Source organism: Streptomyces sp. NPDC043427 (genome assembly GCF_056436655.1).
The window spans coordinates 73,542-89,769 of the sequence record NZ_JBWKCC010000030.1; the positions used below are offsets into that span (position 1 = coordinate 73,542).

The following is a 16,228-nucleotide window of genomic DNA, read 5'->3' on the forward strand; positions in this document are numbered from 1 at the left end:
ATTCCCGGGTTTCGGTATGGCTGCGTTTTTACGGGGCGGGGCACCATCATTCGCCTACGCGCGGTAAGTTTCTGGCCATGCCACGTGGACGACACCGCCATTCCCCGCCCTTGCACAGGCTGTTGCCCCCCTCGGCGATCGCAGGCGTCTCCCTCGTCTGCGCGCTGGCCCCCTGGGTGTTCACGGAGCCGATGGTGCTGCGCGGTCTGGCCGCGGCAGCCGCCGCGACGGCCGTGATCGGCGCGGTCGTCATGCGCCACTGGGACGCGCAGGCCGGCAAGCAGGTCGCCGATCTCACGCGCGCGCGTGCGAGCGACGAGTGGCGGTACGAGGAGCGCGTCGCCGAACTGGAGACCGACCTCGAGGAGTCGCGCGAACTGCGCGCCAAGCTCGAACAGCGGCTGCGTGCCAAGCGCGGCGAGTTGGCGGGCCTGCGCAACGAGCACGCGGCCCTGCTGCGGCGGTACGCCACGGCGGAGACCGAGCGCGCGAGCGCCCTGGAGGGCCGCCGCCTGCTCGAGATTGAGAGCGGGGCCCCGACGACGGCGCATGCGCTGCCGCCGGGTGCGCAGAAGACGGACGAGACGGTTGACGAGAAGCCCGACGAGACCGTCGACGAGAAGACCGAGGCTGCCGAGGCTGCCGCGGGGAAGCCGGCCGCTTCGGTGATCTTCTCCCCGGAGGGCACCAAGCTGTTCCTGCGGGCGGCGGCCGCACTGAGCCGCTTCGACGGCGCGACCGCCCCGAAGGACGAGGACTCCGCCAAGGAGGAACTCGCGAAGGCCCCCGCCGCGCAGAGCGCGTCCGCGGACACGGCCGCGGGCGAGACGGAGGCCGCGCAGGAGGACGAGGCGCTGGGGCAGTCGGAGGCGGTCGACGGGCACACGCGCGCGGCCGCCATATCCACGGAGGCCGCGAAGAGCGAGGCACCCGCCCCGGCCGCCGAGGAGGCCGGTGAGGCGGCTGTCGAGGAGATCGCCGAGGAGACCGCCGAGGGTGCCGCCGCCACTTCGGTGCCCGCGGCCACGCAGCGGCCCTCCGGGCACTACGCCGTGCCGACCGCGGTGGCCGTCGTACCGGCCGCGCCCGTGCGGCGTCCGGCGATCGGGGGCGGATTCGACTTCTTCGGTACGAAGACGTCCACGGCGTCCGACGCGCTGGAGGCCGTGCAGAACGAGGACCTCGCCGACGTGGTCGGCCAGGAGGCGCTCGCCCTCCACAAGGCCGACGCCGAGGCGGAGTTCAAGCCGGCGGACGAGGAGTCCCGTGGCATCGGCCAGGTGATCGACCTGACCGCGCACGACGAGACGGAGCAGATCGACCTCCAGGGGCTGCGCAGCGCGGTTTCCTGAGGACCGAGCAGAGGTCCGGTTCCTGAGGGCCGAGCAGAGGGCCGGGCAAAGACGTGAGCGGGGGCGGCTTCCGAAAGGATGCCGCCCCTTGCGCATGACCCGCTACGGCGCCATCCACCGGTCCGGCAGTGCGTCCCTGCGCCCCGTCCGTGACCGCTCCGCCTGCCCCCGCAGCAACACCTCGGCCTCCTGAGCATCCCGCAGACGCGCCGTCACCGTCTTGTCGGCGCCCGTGTCCACGTGTACGTCGGCGAGGCGCCACAGCTGCTGCCAGGGCCCCTGCGCCAGCCGTACGCTCTGCACCTTCGCGTGCGGCACCAGCGCCAGGCTCCGCCGCAGCACCCCGTTCCGCGCCGCGAACACGGCGTCGGTGACCGCGATCCCGTAGCCGCGCCACCACAACGGCACGCACCGGCCCGCCCGTCGCGGCGGCCGTGCCAGCGACACCGTCGGCGGCACGGTCACCCCGGGCAGCACGCGCGCGACGACCGACTCGGCGACCTCGCGCGGAGCGACCGGCACCAGCACCGAGTTGGAAGACCCCGCCACGTCCAGCTCCACCCGCACCCACCCGCGCCGCCGCCACAACAGCGGCTGCACGAGCCGTACGGTCTGCACGCGCCCAGGCGGCACCGTCTCGTGCGTGCGGTCCAGGAGCCCGTGGTCGATCCGCAGGCCGTCCGGGGACTCGCCCACCGTCCAGTCGTACTCCGCGACGAACCGCCCCACGCTGCTCGCCCCCGCCGCGCCGAGCAGCGGCACGCCGGTCGCGAGGACCGTCCACACGCTGTGGGTGGCGAACCACAGCACCGGCGGTACGACGAGCGAGGCGGCCAGCGTGCCCCAGGTCGCCCCGGTCAGCAGGAGCGAAATGGCGAGATCACGCGCGGGTACGCGCAGCAGCTGACGGGACGGTGCCTCGCCGACCTCGTGCGCAGTCTCGGGCGCGAAACCGGCCGCCCGCGCGAGCAGTTCGGCACGCAGCGCCCTGGCTTCGCCCTCGCCCAGGAAGGCGAGCTCGTCCTTCTTGTCGGTGCCGACGACGTCGAGCCTGAGCTTGGCGACGCCCGCGACCCGCGCGAGCAGCGGCTGGGTGACGTCGACGGCCTGGATGCGTTCGAGCCGGATGTGCGCGGTGCGCCTAAACACCAGGCCGGTCCGTATGCGCAGTTCGGCGTCCGTCACCGCGAAGTGAGTGAACCACCAGGTCAGAAAGCCGTACAGGGCGGCGGCCGGGACGATCACCGCGAGGGCGATCAGCAGTGTGGTCGTGGTCAGCCGGGTCAGCTGACGCTGCGCCTGGTCCGGGTCGTGCAGGGCCCAGCCGATCACCACGGCCACGGGCGCCCAGGCCCGTCTGAGCGGCGTCACGGGGTGCAGCCGCCGCTCGGACACCGACCCGTCCCGCTGTACGTCGTCCTCGACGCCCGGCGCCGTCACAGTCCCGCCGATCGGGCCTCGCCCAGCTCCGTGAGCCGGTCCCGCAGCCGTTCCGCCTCGGCCGGGTCGAGGCCCGGGATGGTCGCGTCGGTCGCCGCGGCCGCGGTGTGCAGCTGCACGCTGGCCAGCCGGAAGTGCCGCTCCACGGGCCCGGACGTGACCTCGACCAACTGCATCCGGCCGTACGGCACCACGGTCTCCTCGCGCCACAGCACCCCCCGGCTGATCAGCAGGTCGTCGGCGCGTTCGGCGTACCGCCAGGACCGCCAGTTGCGGCCGAGCATCGCCCAGCCCCAGACCAGGAGTACCAGCGGCAGCAGCGCGAACGCCGCCCAGGCGGGCCCGACGAGCAGCCCGAGCAGCAGCCCGGTGGCGAGGGCCGCGAGTCCCAGCCACACCACCAGCAACAGCCGGCGCATCCGCAGCAGGCGCGGTGGCAGACCGGTCCACGCCGGATCGTTCCCGGCCGCCTCGGTCGTCCCCGCCCCGCCCGCCCGCACCGCGTCCCCCGGCCCCGCGTCGCGCGGGCTCCCCGTCTCCATACGGCCAGCGTACGTAGGGGAGACTGTGTTCATGACTCCTACGACGGAGACCACGGTCGGGATCGGCGGTGCCGCGGAGAGCACCGACATGGTGCTCAACATCGGGCCCCAGCATCCGTCCACGCACGGTGTGCTGCGGCTGCGGCTCGTGCTGGACGGCGAGCGCATCATGCACGCGGAGCCGGTGATCGGCTACATGCACCGCGGTGCGGAGAAGCTCTTCGAGGCGCGCGACTACCGGCAGATCATCATGCTCGCCAACCGCCACGACTGGCTGTCGGCCTTCTCGAACGAGCTGGGCGTGGTCCTCGGCGTGGAGCGCATGCTCGGCATGGAGGTCCCCCCGCGCGCGGTGTGGACGCGCACGCTCCTGGCGGAGCTGAACCGGGTGCTGAACCATCTGATGTTCCTGGGGTCGTATCCGCTGGAGCTCGGCGGCATCACGCCGGTCTTCTACGCGTTCCGTGAGCGCGAGGTGCTCCAGAACGTCATGGAGGAGGTCTCCGGCGGACGGATGCACTACATGTTCAACCGCGTCGGCGGCCTCAAGGAGGACCTGCCGTCCGGATGGGCCTCACGCGCGCGCGGCGCCGTCGCCGCCGTGCGCTCCCGCATGGACGTCTTCGACGACCTCGTGCTCGGCAACGAGATCTTCCGGGGCCGTACGCGGGACGTGGGCACCCTCACGCCACAGGCTGTGCACGCGTACGGCGTGAGCGGTCCCATCGCGCGGGCCTCGGGCGTCGACTTCGACCTGCGCCGCGACGAGCCGTACCTCGCCTACGCGGAACTCCAGGACACCCTGAAGGTGGTCACCAAGACCGAGGGCGACTGCCTGGCCCGCTTCGAGGTGCTGCTGGAGCAGACCCACAACGCCCTCGACCTCGCCGACGCCTGCCTCGACCGGCTTGCCGAGCTGCCGCCCGGGCCGATCAACCAGCGGCTTCCGAAGGTCCTCAAGGCGCCCGAGGGGCACACGTACGCGTGGACCGAGAACCCGCTCGGCATCAACGGCTACTACCTGGTCAGCAAGGGTGAGAAGACCCCTTACCGGCTGAAGCTGCGGTCGGCCTCGTACAACAACATCCAGGTCCTCACGGAGCTGCTGCCCGGCACACTCGTCGCGGACATGGTGGCGATCCTGGGGTCGATGTTCTTCGTGGTCGGGGACATCGACAAGTAAGGGCCCGGTCAGGTCGCCGCGGCGAGTGGGTCCGCAATTCCAACCGGCTGGAGCAGCCACCCGAAGTCGCCCAGTCCGCCCGCCGCGGTGAGCTCGGCGGCCTCTCCTGCGCTCGCGAGGGCGCGTACGTAGGCCGTCGGGTCGGTTGAGGCGAGCGCGAGCGGGGGGCGTGCGCCGGAGACACCCAGGGCGCGCAGCGCCTCACGTTGCGGGAACAGGCGTGCGCCGGGGAGCGCGCACGCGTCCAGCGCGACGTGCGCCGTGATGTCGCACGACCCGTCCGGCACGGGTGTCGTCTCGTGGCCCTCCCGGTAGCCGGTGAGCGTCCCGAACGCAGGCCGTGTCGCGGCCGTGTGCGCGTAGTCGACGGCGACGGTCAGCCCCCGGTCGACGGCCGCGACCGCCGAGGCCCACGCCTCGTCCCTGGGCAGGCCGATCTCGGCCCGCAGCCCCACCTCGGGCGGCAACGGCCACCACCGCTCCAGCCAGCGCGCCTCGGCGTCGCGGACCGGCTCCCCGAGCCGCTCGTCGCCGTCCTCGCGTACGAGCACCCGGCGCGCCACGCCGGCGGAGTCCACCTCGGCGACCTCCACCGGCACGTTGTCCAGCCACTCGTTGGCGAACAGCAGCCCCGTGATCCCGCGCGGGGGCTCGGCCAGCCACTCGATCCGGTGATCCAGGCCCTCGGGACGGTCGGCGATCTCGACGGCGTACGCGCGCGTGCGGGCGGCCAGACCGGCGGGCAGCGCGGCGAGGACCCCGGTGACCAACTCGCCCCGACCGGCGGCCATGTCGACGAAGTCGAGCGTCGCGGGCCGGCCGAGGGCGTCGTCCACCCGGCCCAGCAGCCGGGCCACGGCCCGCGCGAACAGCGGGGACGCGTGCACCGACGTACGGAAGTGCCCGGCCGGTCCCTCCGGCCCGCGGTAGAAGCCGCCCGGCCCGTACAGAGCGGCCTGCGTCGCCGCCCGCCACCCACGCCACTCACCGGTCGTCCCTGCGCTCACCGGGCAAGGCTAAGGGCACGCAATCAACAAAACTCCACCTTGCGGAGTACGCGCGCCCGATACGGATCGGTCCTCCGGCTGACCCCCGCACTCACCAGGCTTCCCTACGCTGGGTTACGTGCAGCGCCTCTACGACTTCCTCCGACGGCACCCGACCTGGGTCGACAGCTTCTGGGCCGTCTTCCTGCTCGGGATCTCGCTGGTCCGCGAGGTCGCCCACCAGGAGGCCGTCGGCAACGACTCCCCGGTGGCGACCGTGCCGGTCGTCCTCCTGTTGTGCCTGGTGATCGCGCTGCGCAGGCGCATGCCGGAGCAGATGCTGCTGCTGACGATCGCGGTCGGAGCGGCGCAACTGGCGCTGGACGTCCGGACGGGGCCGGCCGACTTCGCCATGCTGGTGATCGTCTACACGGTGGCCGCGACCGGCGCCCGCTGGGCCTCCCGGCTCGCGCTGGCCATGAGCCTGGGCGCGGCTGCCCTGGCGCATCTGCGCTGGCCGAACGAGGAGAGCAGCGGCCTGGCCAGCCTCGCGGCCGTGGTCTTCCTGACCGTGCCCTTCGCCCTCGCCTGGGTGCTCGGCGACTCGATCCGCACGCGCCGCGCCTACTTCGCACAGCTGGAAGAACGCAACGCCCGGCTCGAGAAGGAGCGCGAGGCGCAGGCGAAGGTCGCGGTCGCCGCCGAGCGCGCCCGGATCGCGCGGGAGCTGCACGACGTCGTCGCGCACAACGTCTCGGTGATGGTCGTGCAGGCCGACGGTGCCGCCTACGTCCTCGACGCCGCGCCCGACCAGGCGAAGAAGGCCCTGGAGACGATCTCCTCCACCGGCCGCCAGGCCCTCGCCGAGATGCGCCGCCTGCTGGGCGTGCTGCGCACCGGCGAACACGAGGAGGGCGGCGAGTACGTTCCGCAGCCCGACGTCGAGCAGATAGACGACCTGGTCGAGCAGTGCCGCACCTCCGGCCTCCCCGTCGACTTCAAGATCGAGGGCACCCCGCGCCCGCTGCCCAGCGGCGTCGAACTCACCGCGTACCGCATCGTGCAGGAGGCGCTCACCAACACGCGCAAGCACGGCGGGCCGAACGCGGGTGCGAGCGTGCGCCTGGTCTATTTCGACGACGGCCTCGGCCTGCTCGTCGAGGACGACGGCAAGGGCGCCCCGCACGAGCTGTACGAGGAAGGCGGCGCCGACGGCCAGGGCCACGGCCTGATCGGCATGCGGGAACGGGTCGGCATGGTCGGCGGCACCCTGGACGCGGGCCCGCGTCCGGGCGGAGGATTCCGCATCAGCGCCCTGCTCCCCCTCAAACCGGCGCACTGACACCGACGCACGCCCCCTGCTGGCACCTGTCACGTCCCCGCAAGACCGCTGCTGACGAAACGGAAGAGGACCCGATGACGATCCGCGTGATGCTCGTCGACGACCAGGTGCTGCTGCGCACCGGGTTCCGGATGGTGCTTGCCGCCCAGCCGGACATGGAGGTCGTCGCCGAGGCGGGTGACGGCGTCGAGGCCCTCCAGGTGCTGCGCTCGACCGCCGTCGACGTCGTGCTGATGGACGTACGCATGCCGAAGCTCGACGGCGTGGAGACGACCCGCCGGATCTGTTCGGATCCCGAGCCGCCGAAGGTGCTGATCCTGACCACCTTCGACCTCGACGAGTACGCCTTCTCCGGGCTCAAGGCGGGCGCCTCCGGCTTCATGCTGAAGGACGTGCCGCCCGGCGAACTCCTCGCCGCCATCCGCTCCGTCCACAGCGGCGACGCCGTGGTCGCCCCGTCCACCACGCGCCGTCTCCTCGACCGGTTCGCGCCGATGCTGCCCACCACCGGGGGGCCCCAGCACAAGGAGCTGGAGCGGCTCACCGACCGCGAGCGCGAGGTCATGGTGCTGGTCGCCCAGGGCCTGTCCAACGGCGAGATCGCGGCCCGTCTCGTGCTGTCCGAGGCGACCGTGAAGACCCACGTGGGCCGCATCCTGACCAAGCTGGGGCTGCGGGACCGGGTGCAGGTGGTCGTCCTGGCGTACGAGACCGGAATCGTACGGGCCGGTAACCACGGCTGACGCCCCACGGGCCGGTGCCCTACCTGAGGACCCCCTCCAGGAAGTCGCTGCCCAGCCGGGCCACCACCGTGACGTCCAGCTGGTGCAGGACGTACCGCCCGCGCCTGCGGGTGGTGACCAGGCCCGCCTTCTTCAGGACGCTCAGGTGACGGGATATCTCGGGGGCGCTCATGCCGTGCACCCGGGCCAGCTCGCTGGTGGTGTACGCGCTGCGGGCCAGATTGCGGCAGATGCGCATGCGGACGGGGTGGGACAGGGCGGTCATCCGCAGGGCGAGCTGCTCGACCGACGGCGGCGCCACGAGCTCCGGCGACCCGACGGGGTAGTGCAGTACCGGCTGCCAGCCGTACCGGTACAGGACGCTCAGGTGGGGCCAGCCCAGGCTCGTCGGGACGAGCAGGAGGCCGTCGTCCCCGGTGGCGGTGTGGCCGCTGGCCAGCTTGTCGACGGAGATCCGCGCGGCGGCCTCGTGGAGGGTCACGGCCGGGGACACCGAGGCCAGCGCCTCGCCCAGGCCCTTGCGTCGGAGCAGGTCGGTCTTGTGGCGGGCGTCCGCCGCGAGCTGGTGGCGCAGCCGGGACCACGTCTGAGCGAAGAACGCCTGGTCGCAGTCCTCCAGGAACTGCCGCAGCCAGGACCGGATCCGGGGCGGGTCGTTCAGCAGGCGTTCGCTGAACCGCACCTGACGTGGCCCGCGTGACGCGGCCAGCTCCAGGGCCCGCCGCCGCACGTCCTCGTCGGAGAGCGCGCCGGGCTCGTGGGAGTGGTACGGCAGGGCGCAGGTGAACTCCAGCGCCGCGTCCACGAACTGTTCGTCCGTCAGCTTGTCGAGCAGGTCCAGCTCCTCGGCCAGGGTGGCACCCGGGAGTGTCCTCCTGCCGGGAATGCCGGCGCACGGGATGAACAGGTCCGAGAACGTCGTCCGCCACAGGAAGTCCGCCTCGCACATGCGGTCCGCCAGGTGCGGGTCGAGACCGGCGGTCTCGCTCGTCACCCAGCCCTGCAGACCGGGATGGTGACCCGGTTCGGCCAATGCGTGCAGCGCCATGCCGAGCTCCGCCAGGGGTGAGGGCACGACGGCCACTCTCTCCGGTCGCAGCCCCGCGATGTCGATGTCCACGCTCATGCCCTCATGGTGCACCCCGCCACTGACAGCGCCGGCCTCGATTGACGGCCGCCGTCAATCGGCGCGACGTGCACCGCCGTACCGGCGCACTGTGGGACCACCGGGGCAGCCGCGGAGCCCGATCACCCCGTCCCGAGAAGGCGATCCGCCATGACCATCACTCAGCAGTACCTCCTCGACACCTACCGAGCCCAGCAGCTCGGCGAGCCCGCGCCGCCGGCGCCCGGCACCCACGACTGGCAGGTCGTGCGCGAGCTGCGCCATCACCGTCAGTTCCGCGCGGTCGTCGCGGGACGCCCGGCCCACGGCCGGATACGGCGGGCTCTCGGCCGGTGGCTGCGGCCGCGGGCTCGCTCCGGCGGCTGAGGTCCTCGGCCGTGCGCTGCCGGCCGGATTCCCCGGCCGTGCGCTACCGGCTGGACTCCTCGGCCGTGCGCTGCCGGCTCACATCCCCGGCCGCGCTCTCCCGGCCGACCTCCTCGGTCAGCCGGGCGACGAACTCCGCGACCGTCGCCTTCACGTCCTCGGCCGTCCACTCCAGGCCGGGGGAGCGGACGCCGACCTCCGTCCAGGACATGCCGGGGAGTCTCTCGTTCCAGGCGTTTCCGAAGAGCGTGGTCCCCGTCTCCTCGGCCGTCCTGATCGCCGCCTCGGAGACGGTGCGGGCGTCGTACGGCAGCCAGACCTGGAACTCGAACGTGTGCGGCTCGGCCGGGTGCACGCGCGACCAGGGCAGCCCGGCCGCCGCGAAGCCCTCACGCAGCGCGGCGGCCACCACGCGCGTGTGGCGCACGTAGTCGGGCAGCCGGGGCAGTTCACGCTCCAGGCCGATGAGCGCCGCCAGCGCGGTGGGGAACTGCTGGAACACCATGCCGCCGTACCGGTGTCGCCACGCCCGCGCCTCCTCCACCAGCGTTTTCGGGCCGGCGAGGGCGGCGCCGCCGAAGCCGTTGAGGGACTTGTAGAACGACACGTAGAGGCTGTCGGCCAGATCCGCGATCTCCTCCAGGGGGCGGCCGAAGTGGACGGTCGACTCCCACAGGCGTGCGCCGTCGAAGTGCACGACGGCGTCACGCTCGTGCGCCGCCGCCACCACCTCGGTGAGTTCCTCCCAGGTGGGCAGTACGAAACCGGCGTCCCTGAGGGGCAGTTCCAGCATCAGCGCGCCGAACGGCTCGTCGAAGTCACGCACCTCGTCGGCGGTGGGCTGTCGGTGCTCGCCGCCGATGTGGACCGGACGCAGTCCGCTGACCTGGCTGAAGGCGTGGCGCTCGTACAGCTCCGGGTGGCCGAGCGGGTGCAGGGCGACGGTCGGGTTCCCGGTGCGGCCCGCCCAGCAGCGCAGGGCGATCTGCTGGGCCATCGTGCCCGTCGGGAAGAACGCGGCGGCCTCCTTGCCGAGCAGCCCCGCGACCTTCTCCTCCAGGGCCTCGACGACGCCGTTGCCGTAGATGTCGGACCGTTCGTCGAGGTCGTAGACGTCGGGGGCGTGGTCCAGCAGCGCCAGGCGTTCACGGAGCGTGCCGAGAAAACCGGCGCGCGAGAGTGCGCGCTTCGAGCGCTGGTGGGCGCTGATGCGCCGCTCCCGGTGCCGCGTGCGCCACTCCTCCTCCGAGGGCTGCTCCGTCCCGCCCGCCACCTGCTCCGTCGCCCGCGCGCGTTGGTCCGCCGTATCGCTCATGCCCGGGATCATGCCGCGCCTCCCGGACAGCGGGCACCCGTATTTCCGCCGGTTTCCCCACCCCTCACCCAGGCACCCGCGCCATGTGGAACTACCCACAGCCTGTGGACAACCGATCGGCCCTTCGAACCGATCGCGTTAACATGACGAGAAATCGTCCGGTACCCAAAGCGGACTGGAACGGGAAGGCCGCCGTCGCGTGAGTACAGTCCAACAGCCAGACCCCAGGGACCGCCCCGCGCGGCTCACCGTCGGCGTCGTCGGCGCCGGCCGCGTGGGCCCCGCGCTCGCCGCGGCGCTCCAGCTCGCCGGACACCGCCCGGTCGCCGTCTCCGCGGTCTCCGACGCCTCCAGAAGGCGCGCCGCCGAGCTGCTCCCCGACGTGGCGGTCGTGCCGCCCGCCGAGGTCCTCCAGCGCGCCGAGCTGGTGCTGCTGACGGTTCCCGACGACGCCCTGCCCGACCTGGTCACCGGCCTCGCCGAGACCGGAGCCGTGCGGCCGGGACAGCTGCTCGTGCACACCTCCGGGCGGTACGGCGCCAAGGTCTTGGACCCCGCCCTGCGCGCGGGCGCGCTGCCGCTGGCCCTGCATCCGGCGATGACCTTCACCGGCACCCCGGTGGACGTCCAGCGCCTGGCCGGATGCTCCTTCGGCGTGACCGCGCCCGACGAACTGCGCCTGGCCGCCGAGGCCCTCGTGATCGAGATGGGCGGCGAACCGGAGTGGATCGCCGAGGAGAGCCGCCCGCTCTACCACGCGGCGCTGGCGCTGGGAGCCAACCACCTGGTGACGCTGGTCGCCCAGTCCATGGAGCTGCTGCGCGCGGCCGGCGTCGCGGCCCCCGACCGGATGCTCGGCCCGCTGCTCGGCGCCGCGCTCGACAACGCGCTGCGCTCCGGCGACGCGGCCCTCACCGGCCCCGTCGCGCGCGGGGACGCCGGCACCGTCGCCGCGCACGTCTCCGAACTGCGCAAGCACGCCCCGCAGGCCGTCGCCGGCTATCTGGCGATGGCCCGCGCGACGGCCGACCGGGCGCTCGCCCACGGGCTGCTGAAGCCCGAGCTCGCCGAGGACCTCCTCGGGGTACTCGCCAACGGGACCGACGGCGCCGAGGGAGAAGCCGGATGACCACGACCCTGCTGAGCACCGCCGACGAGCTGCACGCACGCGTGCGAGGCGGCCGCCGTGCCGTGGTGATGACGATGGGCGCCCTGCACGAGGGCCACGCCACCCTCGTCCGTACCGCACGGGAGATCGCAGGTCCGGACGGCGAGGTCGTCGTCACCGTCTTCGTCAACCCGCTGCAGTTCGGCAAGGGCGAGGACCTGGACCGTTACCCGCGCACCCTGGACGCCGACGTCAAGATCGCCGAACAGGCGGGCGCGGACGCCGTGTTCGCGCCCTCGGTCGACGAGGTCTACCCGGGTGGCGAGCCCCAGGTCCGCATCAGCGCGGGTCCCATGGGGGAGCGCCTGGAGGGCGCCTCGCGGCCCGGGCACTTCGACGGCATGCTCACCGTCGTCGCCAAGCTGATGCACCTCACCCGTCCCGACGTCGCCCTGTTCGGGCAGAAGGACGCCCAGCAGCTCGCGCTGATCCGTCGCATGGTCCGCGACCTCAACTTCGGCGTGGAGATCGTCGGCGTGCCGACCGTGCGGGAGGACGACGGCCTGGCCCTGTCCAGCCGTAACCGCTATCTCTCGCCCGCGGAGCGGCACACGGCGCTCGCCCTGTCCGGTGCGCTCTTCGCGGGCCGCGACCGGCACGCCGCCCAGGAGGCGCTGCGCGCGCGGGCCCGCGAAGTGCCCGCCACGCACGCGCGTGCCGAGGCGCTCAGCGCCCTGGGGGAGTCCCGCGCGGCGGCCGACGCCCACGCCGTCGCCAAGGCCGCCCCCGGCGGCCCGGCGGCTGTCCGCGCGGCCGCCCGCCTGATCCTCGACGAGGCACTCCGGCTCTCCCCGCCGCTCGTCCTGGACTATCTGGCCCTGGTCGACCCGTCCGACTTCACCGAGATCGGGGACGACTTCACCGGCGAGGCCGTTCTCGCCGTCGCCGCCCGGGTCGGGACGACCCGGCTGATCGACAACATCCCGCTGACCTTCGGAGCCGCCTCGTGACCAGCACAGGCATACGACTGCACGCGCCCGCCCCCGGGTGGTCGATCTCCGCGGACGTGGTGGTCGTCGGCTCCGGCGTCGCCGGCCTGACCGCGGCCCTGCGCTGCGAGGCGGCGGGCCTGAACACCGTCGTCGTCACCAAGGCCCGTCTCGACGACGGCTCCACGCGCTGGGCGCAGGGCGGCATCGCAGCGGCCCTCGGCGAGGGCGACACCCCCGAACAGCACCTCGACGACACCCTGGTGGCGGGCGCGGGCCTGTGCGACGAGGACGCGGTACGGCTCCTCGTCACCGAGGGCCCCGACGCGGTACGGCGGCTGATCGCGACCGGCGCCCACTTCGACGAGTCCTCCGAAGGAGGACTGGAACTCACCCGCGAGGGCGGCCACCACCGCCGCCGCATCGCCCACGCCGGCGGTGACGCGACCGGCGCGGAGATCTCCCGGGCCCTCGTGGAGGCGGTACGGGCGCGTGGCCTGCGCACCATCGAGAACGCGCTCGTACTGGACCTCCTCACGGACGCCGACGGCCGCACGGCCGGCGTGACCCTGCACGTCATGGGTGAGGGCCAGCACGACGGCGTGGGCGCCGTGCACGCGCCCGCCGTGGTCCTGGCGACCGGCGGCATGGGCCAGGTGTTCTCCGCGACCACCAACCCGTCCGTCTCCACGGGCGACGGCGTGGCCCTCGCGCTGCGCGCCGGCGCGGAGGTCAGCGACCTGGAGTTCGTCCAGTTCCACCCCACCGTGCTCTTCCTCGGCGCGGACGCCGAGGGCCAGCAGCCCCTCGTATCCGAGGCGGTACGCGGCGAGGGCGCCCACCTGGTCGACGCCGACGGGGTGCGCTTCATGGTGGGGCAGCACGAGCTCGCCGAACTCGCCCCGCGGGACATCGTCGCCAAGGGCATCACGCGCCGCATGCAGGAGCAGGACGCCGAGCACATGTTCCTCGACGCCCGGCACTTCGGCTCCCACATGTGGGAGCACCGCTTCCCGACGATCCTCGCCGCCTGTCGCGCCCACGGCATCGACCCCGTCCACGAGCCCATCCCGATCGCCCCGGCCGCCCACTACGCCTCCGGAGGCGTCCGCACCGACGCCCACGGCCGTACGACCGTGCCCGGCCTGTACGCGTGCGGCGAGGTCGCCTGCACCGGCGTGCACGGCGCCAACCGGCTCGCGTCCAACTCCCTCCTGGAGGGCCTGGTCTACGCCGAGCGCATCGCCGCCGACATCGCCGCCGACCTCGCGGACGGCCGGTCGGAGAACGGACTCCACGCGCGCGTGCCCGCACCCGTTCCGACCCCAGAGCAGCCCGCGCACCCCCTGCTGGGTGCGGAGGCCCGGTTCGCGATCCAGCGGATCATGACGGAGGGCGCGGGCGTCCTGCGCTCCGCCGACTCCCTCGCCAAGGCCGCCGACCAGCTCCAGCGGCTGCACACCGAGGCCCGCGACGCGCTCGCCGAGAACGGCAAGACCTCCGAGCCCGGCGTCGACACCTGGGAGTCCACCAACCTCCTGTGCGTGGCCCGCGTCCTGGTCGCCGCAGCCCGGCAGCGCGAGGAGACCCGCGGCTGCCACTGGCGCGAGGACCACGCCGACCGCGACGACTCGGCATGGCGCCGCCACATCGTCGTACGGCTGAATCCGGACCGCACACTCGCCGTACAGACCACCGATAGCGCAGACTTCCCCCCGACCCGGCAGCAGCCGGCTCAGCGTCCCCAGGAGCAGTGACAGAAGTGACCACCCCCGACCTTCCCCTCGCCCAGAGCGGCGGCTGCGGCGACGGCTGTGCCTGCGGTGCCGAAACCGACGAGGGCTACGCCGAATACGTGGAGTGCGGGCTCGACCCCGCGCTCGCGCAGCTCCTGGCCGACGCCGGACTCGACCCCGTCGAGGTCGAGGACATCGCCAACGTCGCCATCCAGGAGGACCTCGACCACGGTGTGGACGTGACGACGGTCGCGACCATCCCCGAGGACGCCGTGGCCACCGCCGACTTCACCGCGCGCGAGGCGGGGGTCGTGGCGGGTCTCAGGGTCGCCGAAGCGGTGATCTCCGTGGTCTGCTCCGACGAGTTCGAGGTCGAGCGGCACGTCGACGACGGCGACCGGGTGGAGGCCGGGCAGAAGCTCCTGTCCGTCACCACGCGCACGCGTGACCTGCTGACCGCCGAGCGCAGCGCCCTCAACCTGATGTGCCGTCTGTCCGGCATCGCCACCGCCACGCGCGCGTGGGCGGACGCCCTGGACGGCACGAAGGCCCGCGTGCGCGACACCCGCAAGACGACGCCGGGCCTGCGCGCCCTGGAGAAGTTCGCCGTCCGCTGCGGCGGCGGCGTCAACCACCGCATGTCCCTCTCGGACGCGGCCCTCGTCAAGGACAACCACGTGGTCGCCGCGGGCGGCGTCGCCCAGGCCTTCAGGGCCGTACGGGAGACCTTCCCGGACGTGCCGATCGAGGTCGAGGTCGACACCCTGCACCAGCTGCGCGAGGTCGTGGACGCGGGCGCCGACTTGATCCTCCTGGACAACTTCACTCCGCTGGAGTGCGAGGAGGCGGTGGCCGTCGTCGGCGGGCGGGCGCTGCTGGAGGCGTCGGGCCGGCTGACACTGGAGAACGCCAAGGCGTACGCGGCCACCGGCGTCGACTTCCTGGCCGTGGGGGCCCTCACCCACTCCTCGCCGATCCTCGACATCGGCCTGGATCTCCGAGCGGCCGAGTAGGAGCGGGAGCCGGCCATGCTGCTGACGATCGACGTGGGGAACACCCACACCGTGCTCGGCCTGTTCGACGGTGAGGACATCGTCGAGCACTGGCGGATCTCGACGGACGCGCGCCGTACGGCCGACGAGCTGGCGGTGCTGCTCCAGGGGCTCATGGGCATGCACCCGCTCCTCGGAGAGGAGCTGGGGGACGGCATCGACGGGATCGCGATCTGCGCGACCGTGCCGTCCGTGCTGCACGAGCTGCGGGAGGTGACCCGGCGCTACTACGGCGACGTCCCCGCGGTGCTCGTGGAGCCCGGGGTGAAGACGGGGGTGCCGATCCTCTTCGACAACCCCAAGGAGGTCGGCGCCGACCGCATCATCAACGCGGTGGCGGCGATCGAGTTGTACGGCGGTCCCGCGGTCGTCGTGGACTTCGGGACGGCGACGACGTTCGACGCGGTCAGCGCGCGCGGGGAGTACGTCGGCGGGGTCATCGCGCCCGGTATCGAGATCTCGGTGGAAGCACTGGGCGTCAAGGCCGCGCAGCTGCGGAAGATCGAGGTGGCCCGGCCGCGGAGCGTGATCGGCAAGAACACGGTCGAGGCGATGCAGGCGGGGATCGTGTACGGGTTCGCCGGTCAGGTCGACGGGGTCGTGAGCCGGATGGCGCGCGAGCTGGCGGACGATCCCGACGACGTGACGGTGATCGCGACGGGCGGGCTCGCGCCGATGGTCCTCGGCGAGTCGTCGGTGATCGACGAGCACGAGCCCTGGCTGACGTTGATCGGGCTGAGACTGGTGTACGAGCGGAACGTGTCGCGGCTCTGAGGGGGCAGGGCCGCCAGGGCTTGGCCGGCGGAGGGCCACGTGGTGGGGGGGGGGGGGGGGGGGGGGGGGGGGGGGGGGGGCGCCCCCCCCCCCCCCCCCTCCCCGTCATGCGGGGGACCCTCTCGCAAAAAAAAAAGGAAGACCCAAAGGGGGGGGCAGACCTTCCTCCCCCAA

15 protein-coding genes are annotated in these 16,228 nt (G+C 73.0%); 10 read left to right on the forward strand and 5 right to left on the reverse strand.

Annotated elements, in window-relative coordinates; all coding sequences use genetic code 11:
* Positions 1-77 precede the first annotated feature (77 nt).
* Positions 78-1,352, forward strand: a complete 1,275-nt coding sequence (locus AC067M_RS35265; protein WP_478701112.1) for a hypothetical protein — start codon at positions 78-80, stop codon at positions 1,350-1,352.
* 102 nt (positions 1,353-1,454) lie between these two features.
* On the opposite strand, the gene AC067M_RS35270 is transcribed toward AC067M_RS35265, so the two are convergent.
* Both AC067M_RS35270 and AC067M_RS35275 read right to left on the reverse strand, forming a co-directional pair.
* Positions 1,455-2,792: a PH domain-containing protein gene (locus AC067M_RS35270; RefSeq protein WP_478701113.1), complete on the reverse strand. Its 1,338-nt coding sequence runs from the start codon at positions 2,790-2,792 to the stop codon at positions 1,455-1,457.
* Entirely contained in the window at positions 2,789-3,334 is a 546-nt protein-coding gene (locus AC067M_RS35275) for a PH domain-containing protein (protein ID WP_478701114.1), read from the reverse strand. The genes AC067M_RS35270 and AC067M_RS35275 overlap by 4 nt, the downstream gene beginning before the upstream one ends.
* Before the next feature lie 31 nt (positions 3,335-3,365).
* Here AC067M_RS35275 and AC067M_RS35280 point away from each other — a divergent pair, with 31 nt between their 5' ends.
* Complete coding sequence (locus AC067M_RS35280; protein ID WP_478701115.1) at positions 3,366-4,517, forward strand: NADH-quinone oxidoreductase subunit D; 1,152 nt, start codon at positions 3,366-3,368, stop codon at positions 4,515-4,517.
* Positions 4,518-4,525: 8 nt separating this feature from the next.
* Here the strand turns inward: AC067M_RS35280 and AC067M_RS35285 are convergent, their stop codons facing one another.
* A complete protein-coding gene (locus AC067M_RS35285) occupies positions 4,526-5,524 on the reverse strand; it encodes an SAM-dependent methyltransferase (RefSeq protein WP_478701116.1) in 999 nt (332 codons plus the stop codon).
* Between the two features lie 118 nt (positions 5,525-5,642).
* On the opposite strand from AC067M_RS35285, the gene AC067M_RS35290 reads away from it, so the two are divergent.
* Entirely contained in the window at positions 5,643-6,845 is a 1,203-nt protein-coding gene (locus tag AC067M_RS35290) for a sensor histidine kinase (protein ID WP_478701117.1), read from the forward strand.
* 74 nt (positions 6,846-6,919) lie between these two features.
* A complete protein-coding gene (locus AC067M_RS35295; protein WP_478701118.1) occupies positions 6,920-7,588 on the forward strand; it encodes a response regulator transcription factor in 669 nt (222 codons plus the stop codon).
* A gap of 19 nt (positions 7,589-7,607) precedes the next feature.
* On the opposite strand, the gene AC067M_RS35300 is transcribed toward AC067M_RS35295, so the two are convergent.
* The gene (locus AC067M_RS35300; RefSeq protein WP_478701119.1) at positions 7,608-8,714 is read right to left on the reverse strand and encodes a DUF5937 family protein; all 1,107 of its coding nucleotides are present in this window, start codon (positions 8,712-8,714) and stop codon (positions 7,608-7,610) included.
* A 150-nt stretch (positions 8,715-8,864) separates the two neighbouring features.
* Between AC067M_RS35300 and AC067M_RS35305 the strand changes: the two genes are divergently transcribed.
* Positions 8,865-9,080 (forward strand): hypothetical protein, encoded by a 216-nt coding sequence (locus tag AC067M_RS35305; RefSeq protein WP_478701120.1) that lies wholly within the window; start codon positions 8,865-8,867, stop codon positions 9,078-9,080.
* 43 nt (positions 9,081-9,123) lie between these two features.
* On the opposite strand, the gene AC067M_RS35310 is transcribed toward AC067M_RS35305, so the two are convergent.
* Complete coding sequence (locus AC067M_RS35310; RefSeq protein ID WP_478701121.1) at positions 9,124-10,395, reverse strand: threonine aldolase family protein; 1,272 nt, start codon at positions 10,393-10,395, stop codon at positions 9,124-9,126.
* Between the two features lie 199 nt (positions 10,396-10,594).
* Between AC067M_RS35310 and AC067M_RS35315 the strand changes: the two genes are divergently transcribed.
* Genes AC067M_RS35315 through AC067M_RS35335 form a run of 5 tightly spaced genes read left to right on the forward strand, consistent with a single transcriptional unit; the run spans position 10,595 to position 16,054 of the window.
* Positions 10,595-11,524, forward strand: a complete 930-nt coding sequence (locus tag AC067M_RS35315) for a Rossmann-like and DUF2520 domain-containing protein (RefSeq protein ID WP_478701122.1) — start codon at positions 10,595-10,597, stop codon at positions 11,522-11,524.
* Complete coding sequence (gene panC / locus AC067M_RS35320; RefSeq protein ID WP_478701123.1) at positions 11,521-12,513, forward strand: pantoate--beta-alanine ligase; 993 nt, start codon at positions 11,521-11,523, stop codon at positions 12,511-12,513. The genes AC067M_RS35315 and panC overlap by 4 nt, the downstream gene beginning before the upstream one ends.
* Entirely contained in the window at positions 12,510-14,249 is a 1,740-nt protein-coding gene (locus AC067M_RS35325; RefSeq protein ID WP_478701124.1) for an L-aspartate oxidase, read from the forward strand. The genes panC and AC067M_RS35325 overlap by 4 nt, the downstream gene beginning before the upstream one ends.
* 5 nt (positions 14,250-14,254) lie before the next feature.
* A complete protein-coding gene (nadC, locus tag AC067M_RS35330) occupies positions 14,255-15,241 on the forward strand; it encodes a carboxylating nicotinate-nucleotide diphosphorylase (RefSeq protein ID WP_478701125.1) in 987 nt (328 codons plus the stop codon).
* Positions 15,242-15,256: 15 nt separating this feature from the next.
* Complete coding sequence (locus tag AC067M_RS35335; protein WP_133933347.1) at positions 15,257-16,054, forward strand: type III pantothenate kinase; 798 nt, start codon at positions 15,257-15,259, stop codon at positions 16,052-16,054.
* Positions 16,055-16,228 lie beyond the last annotated feature (174 nt).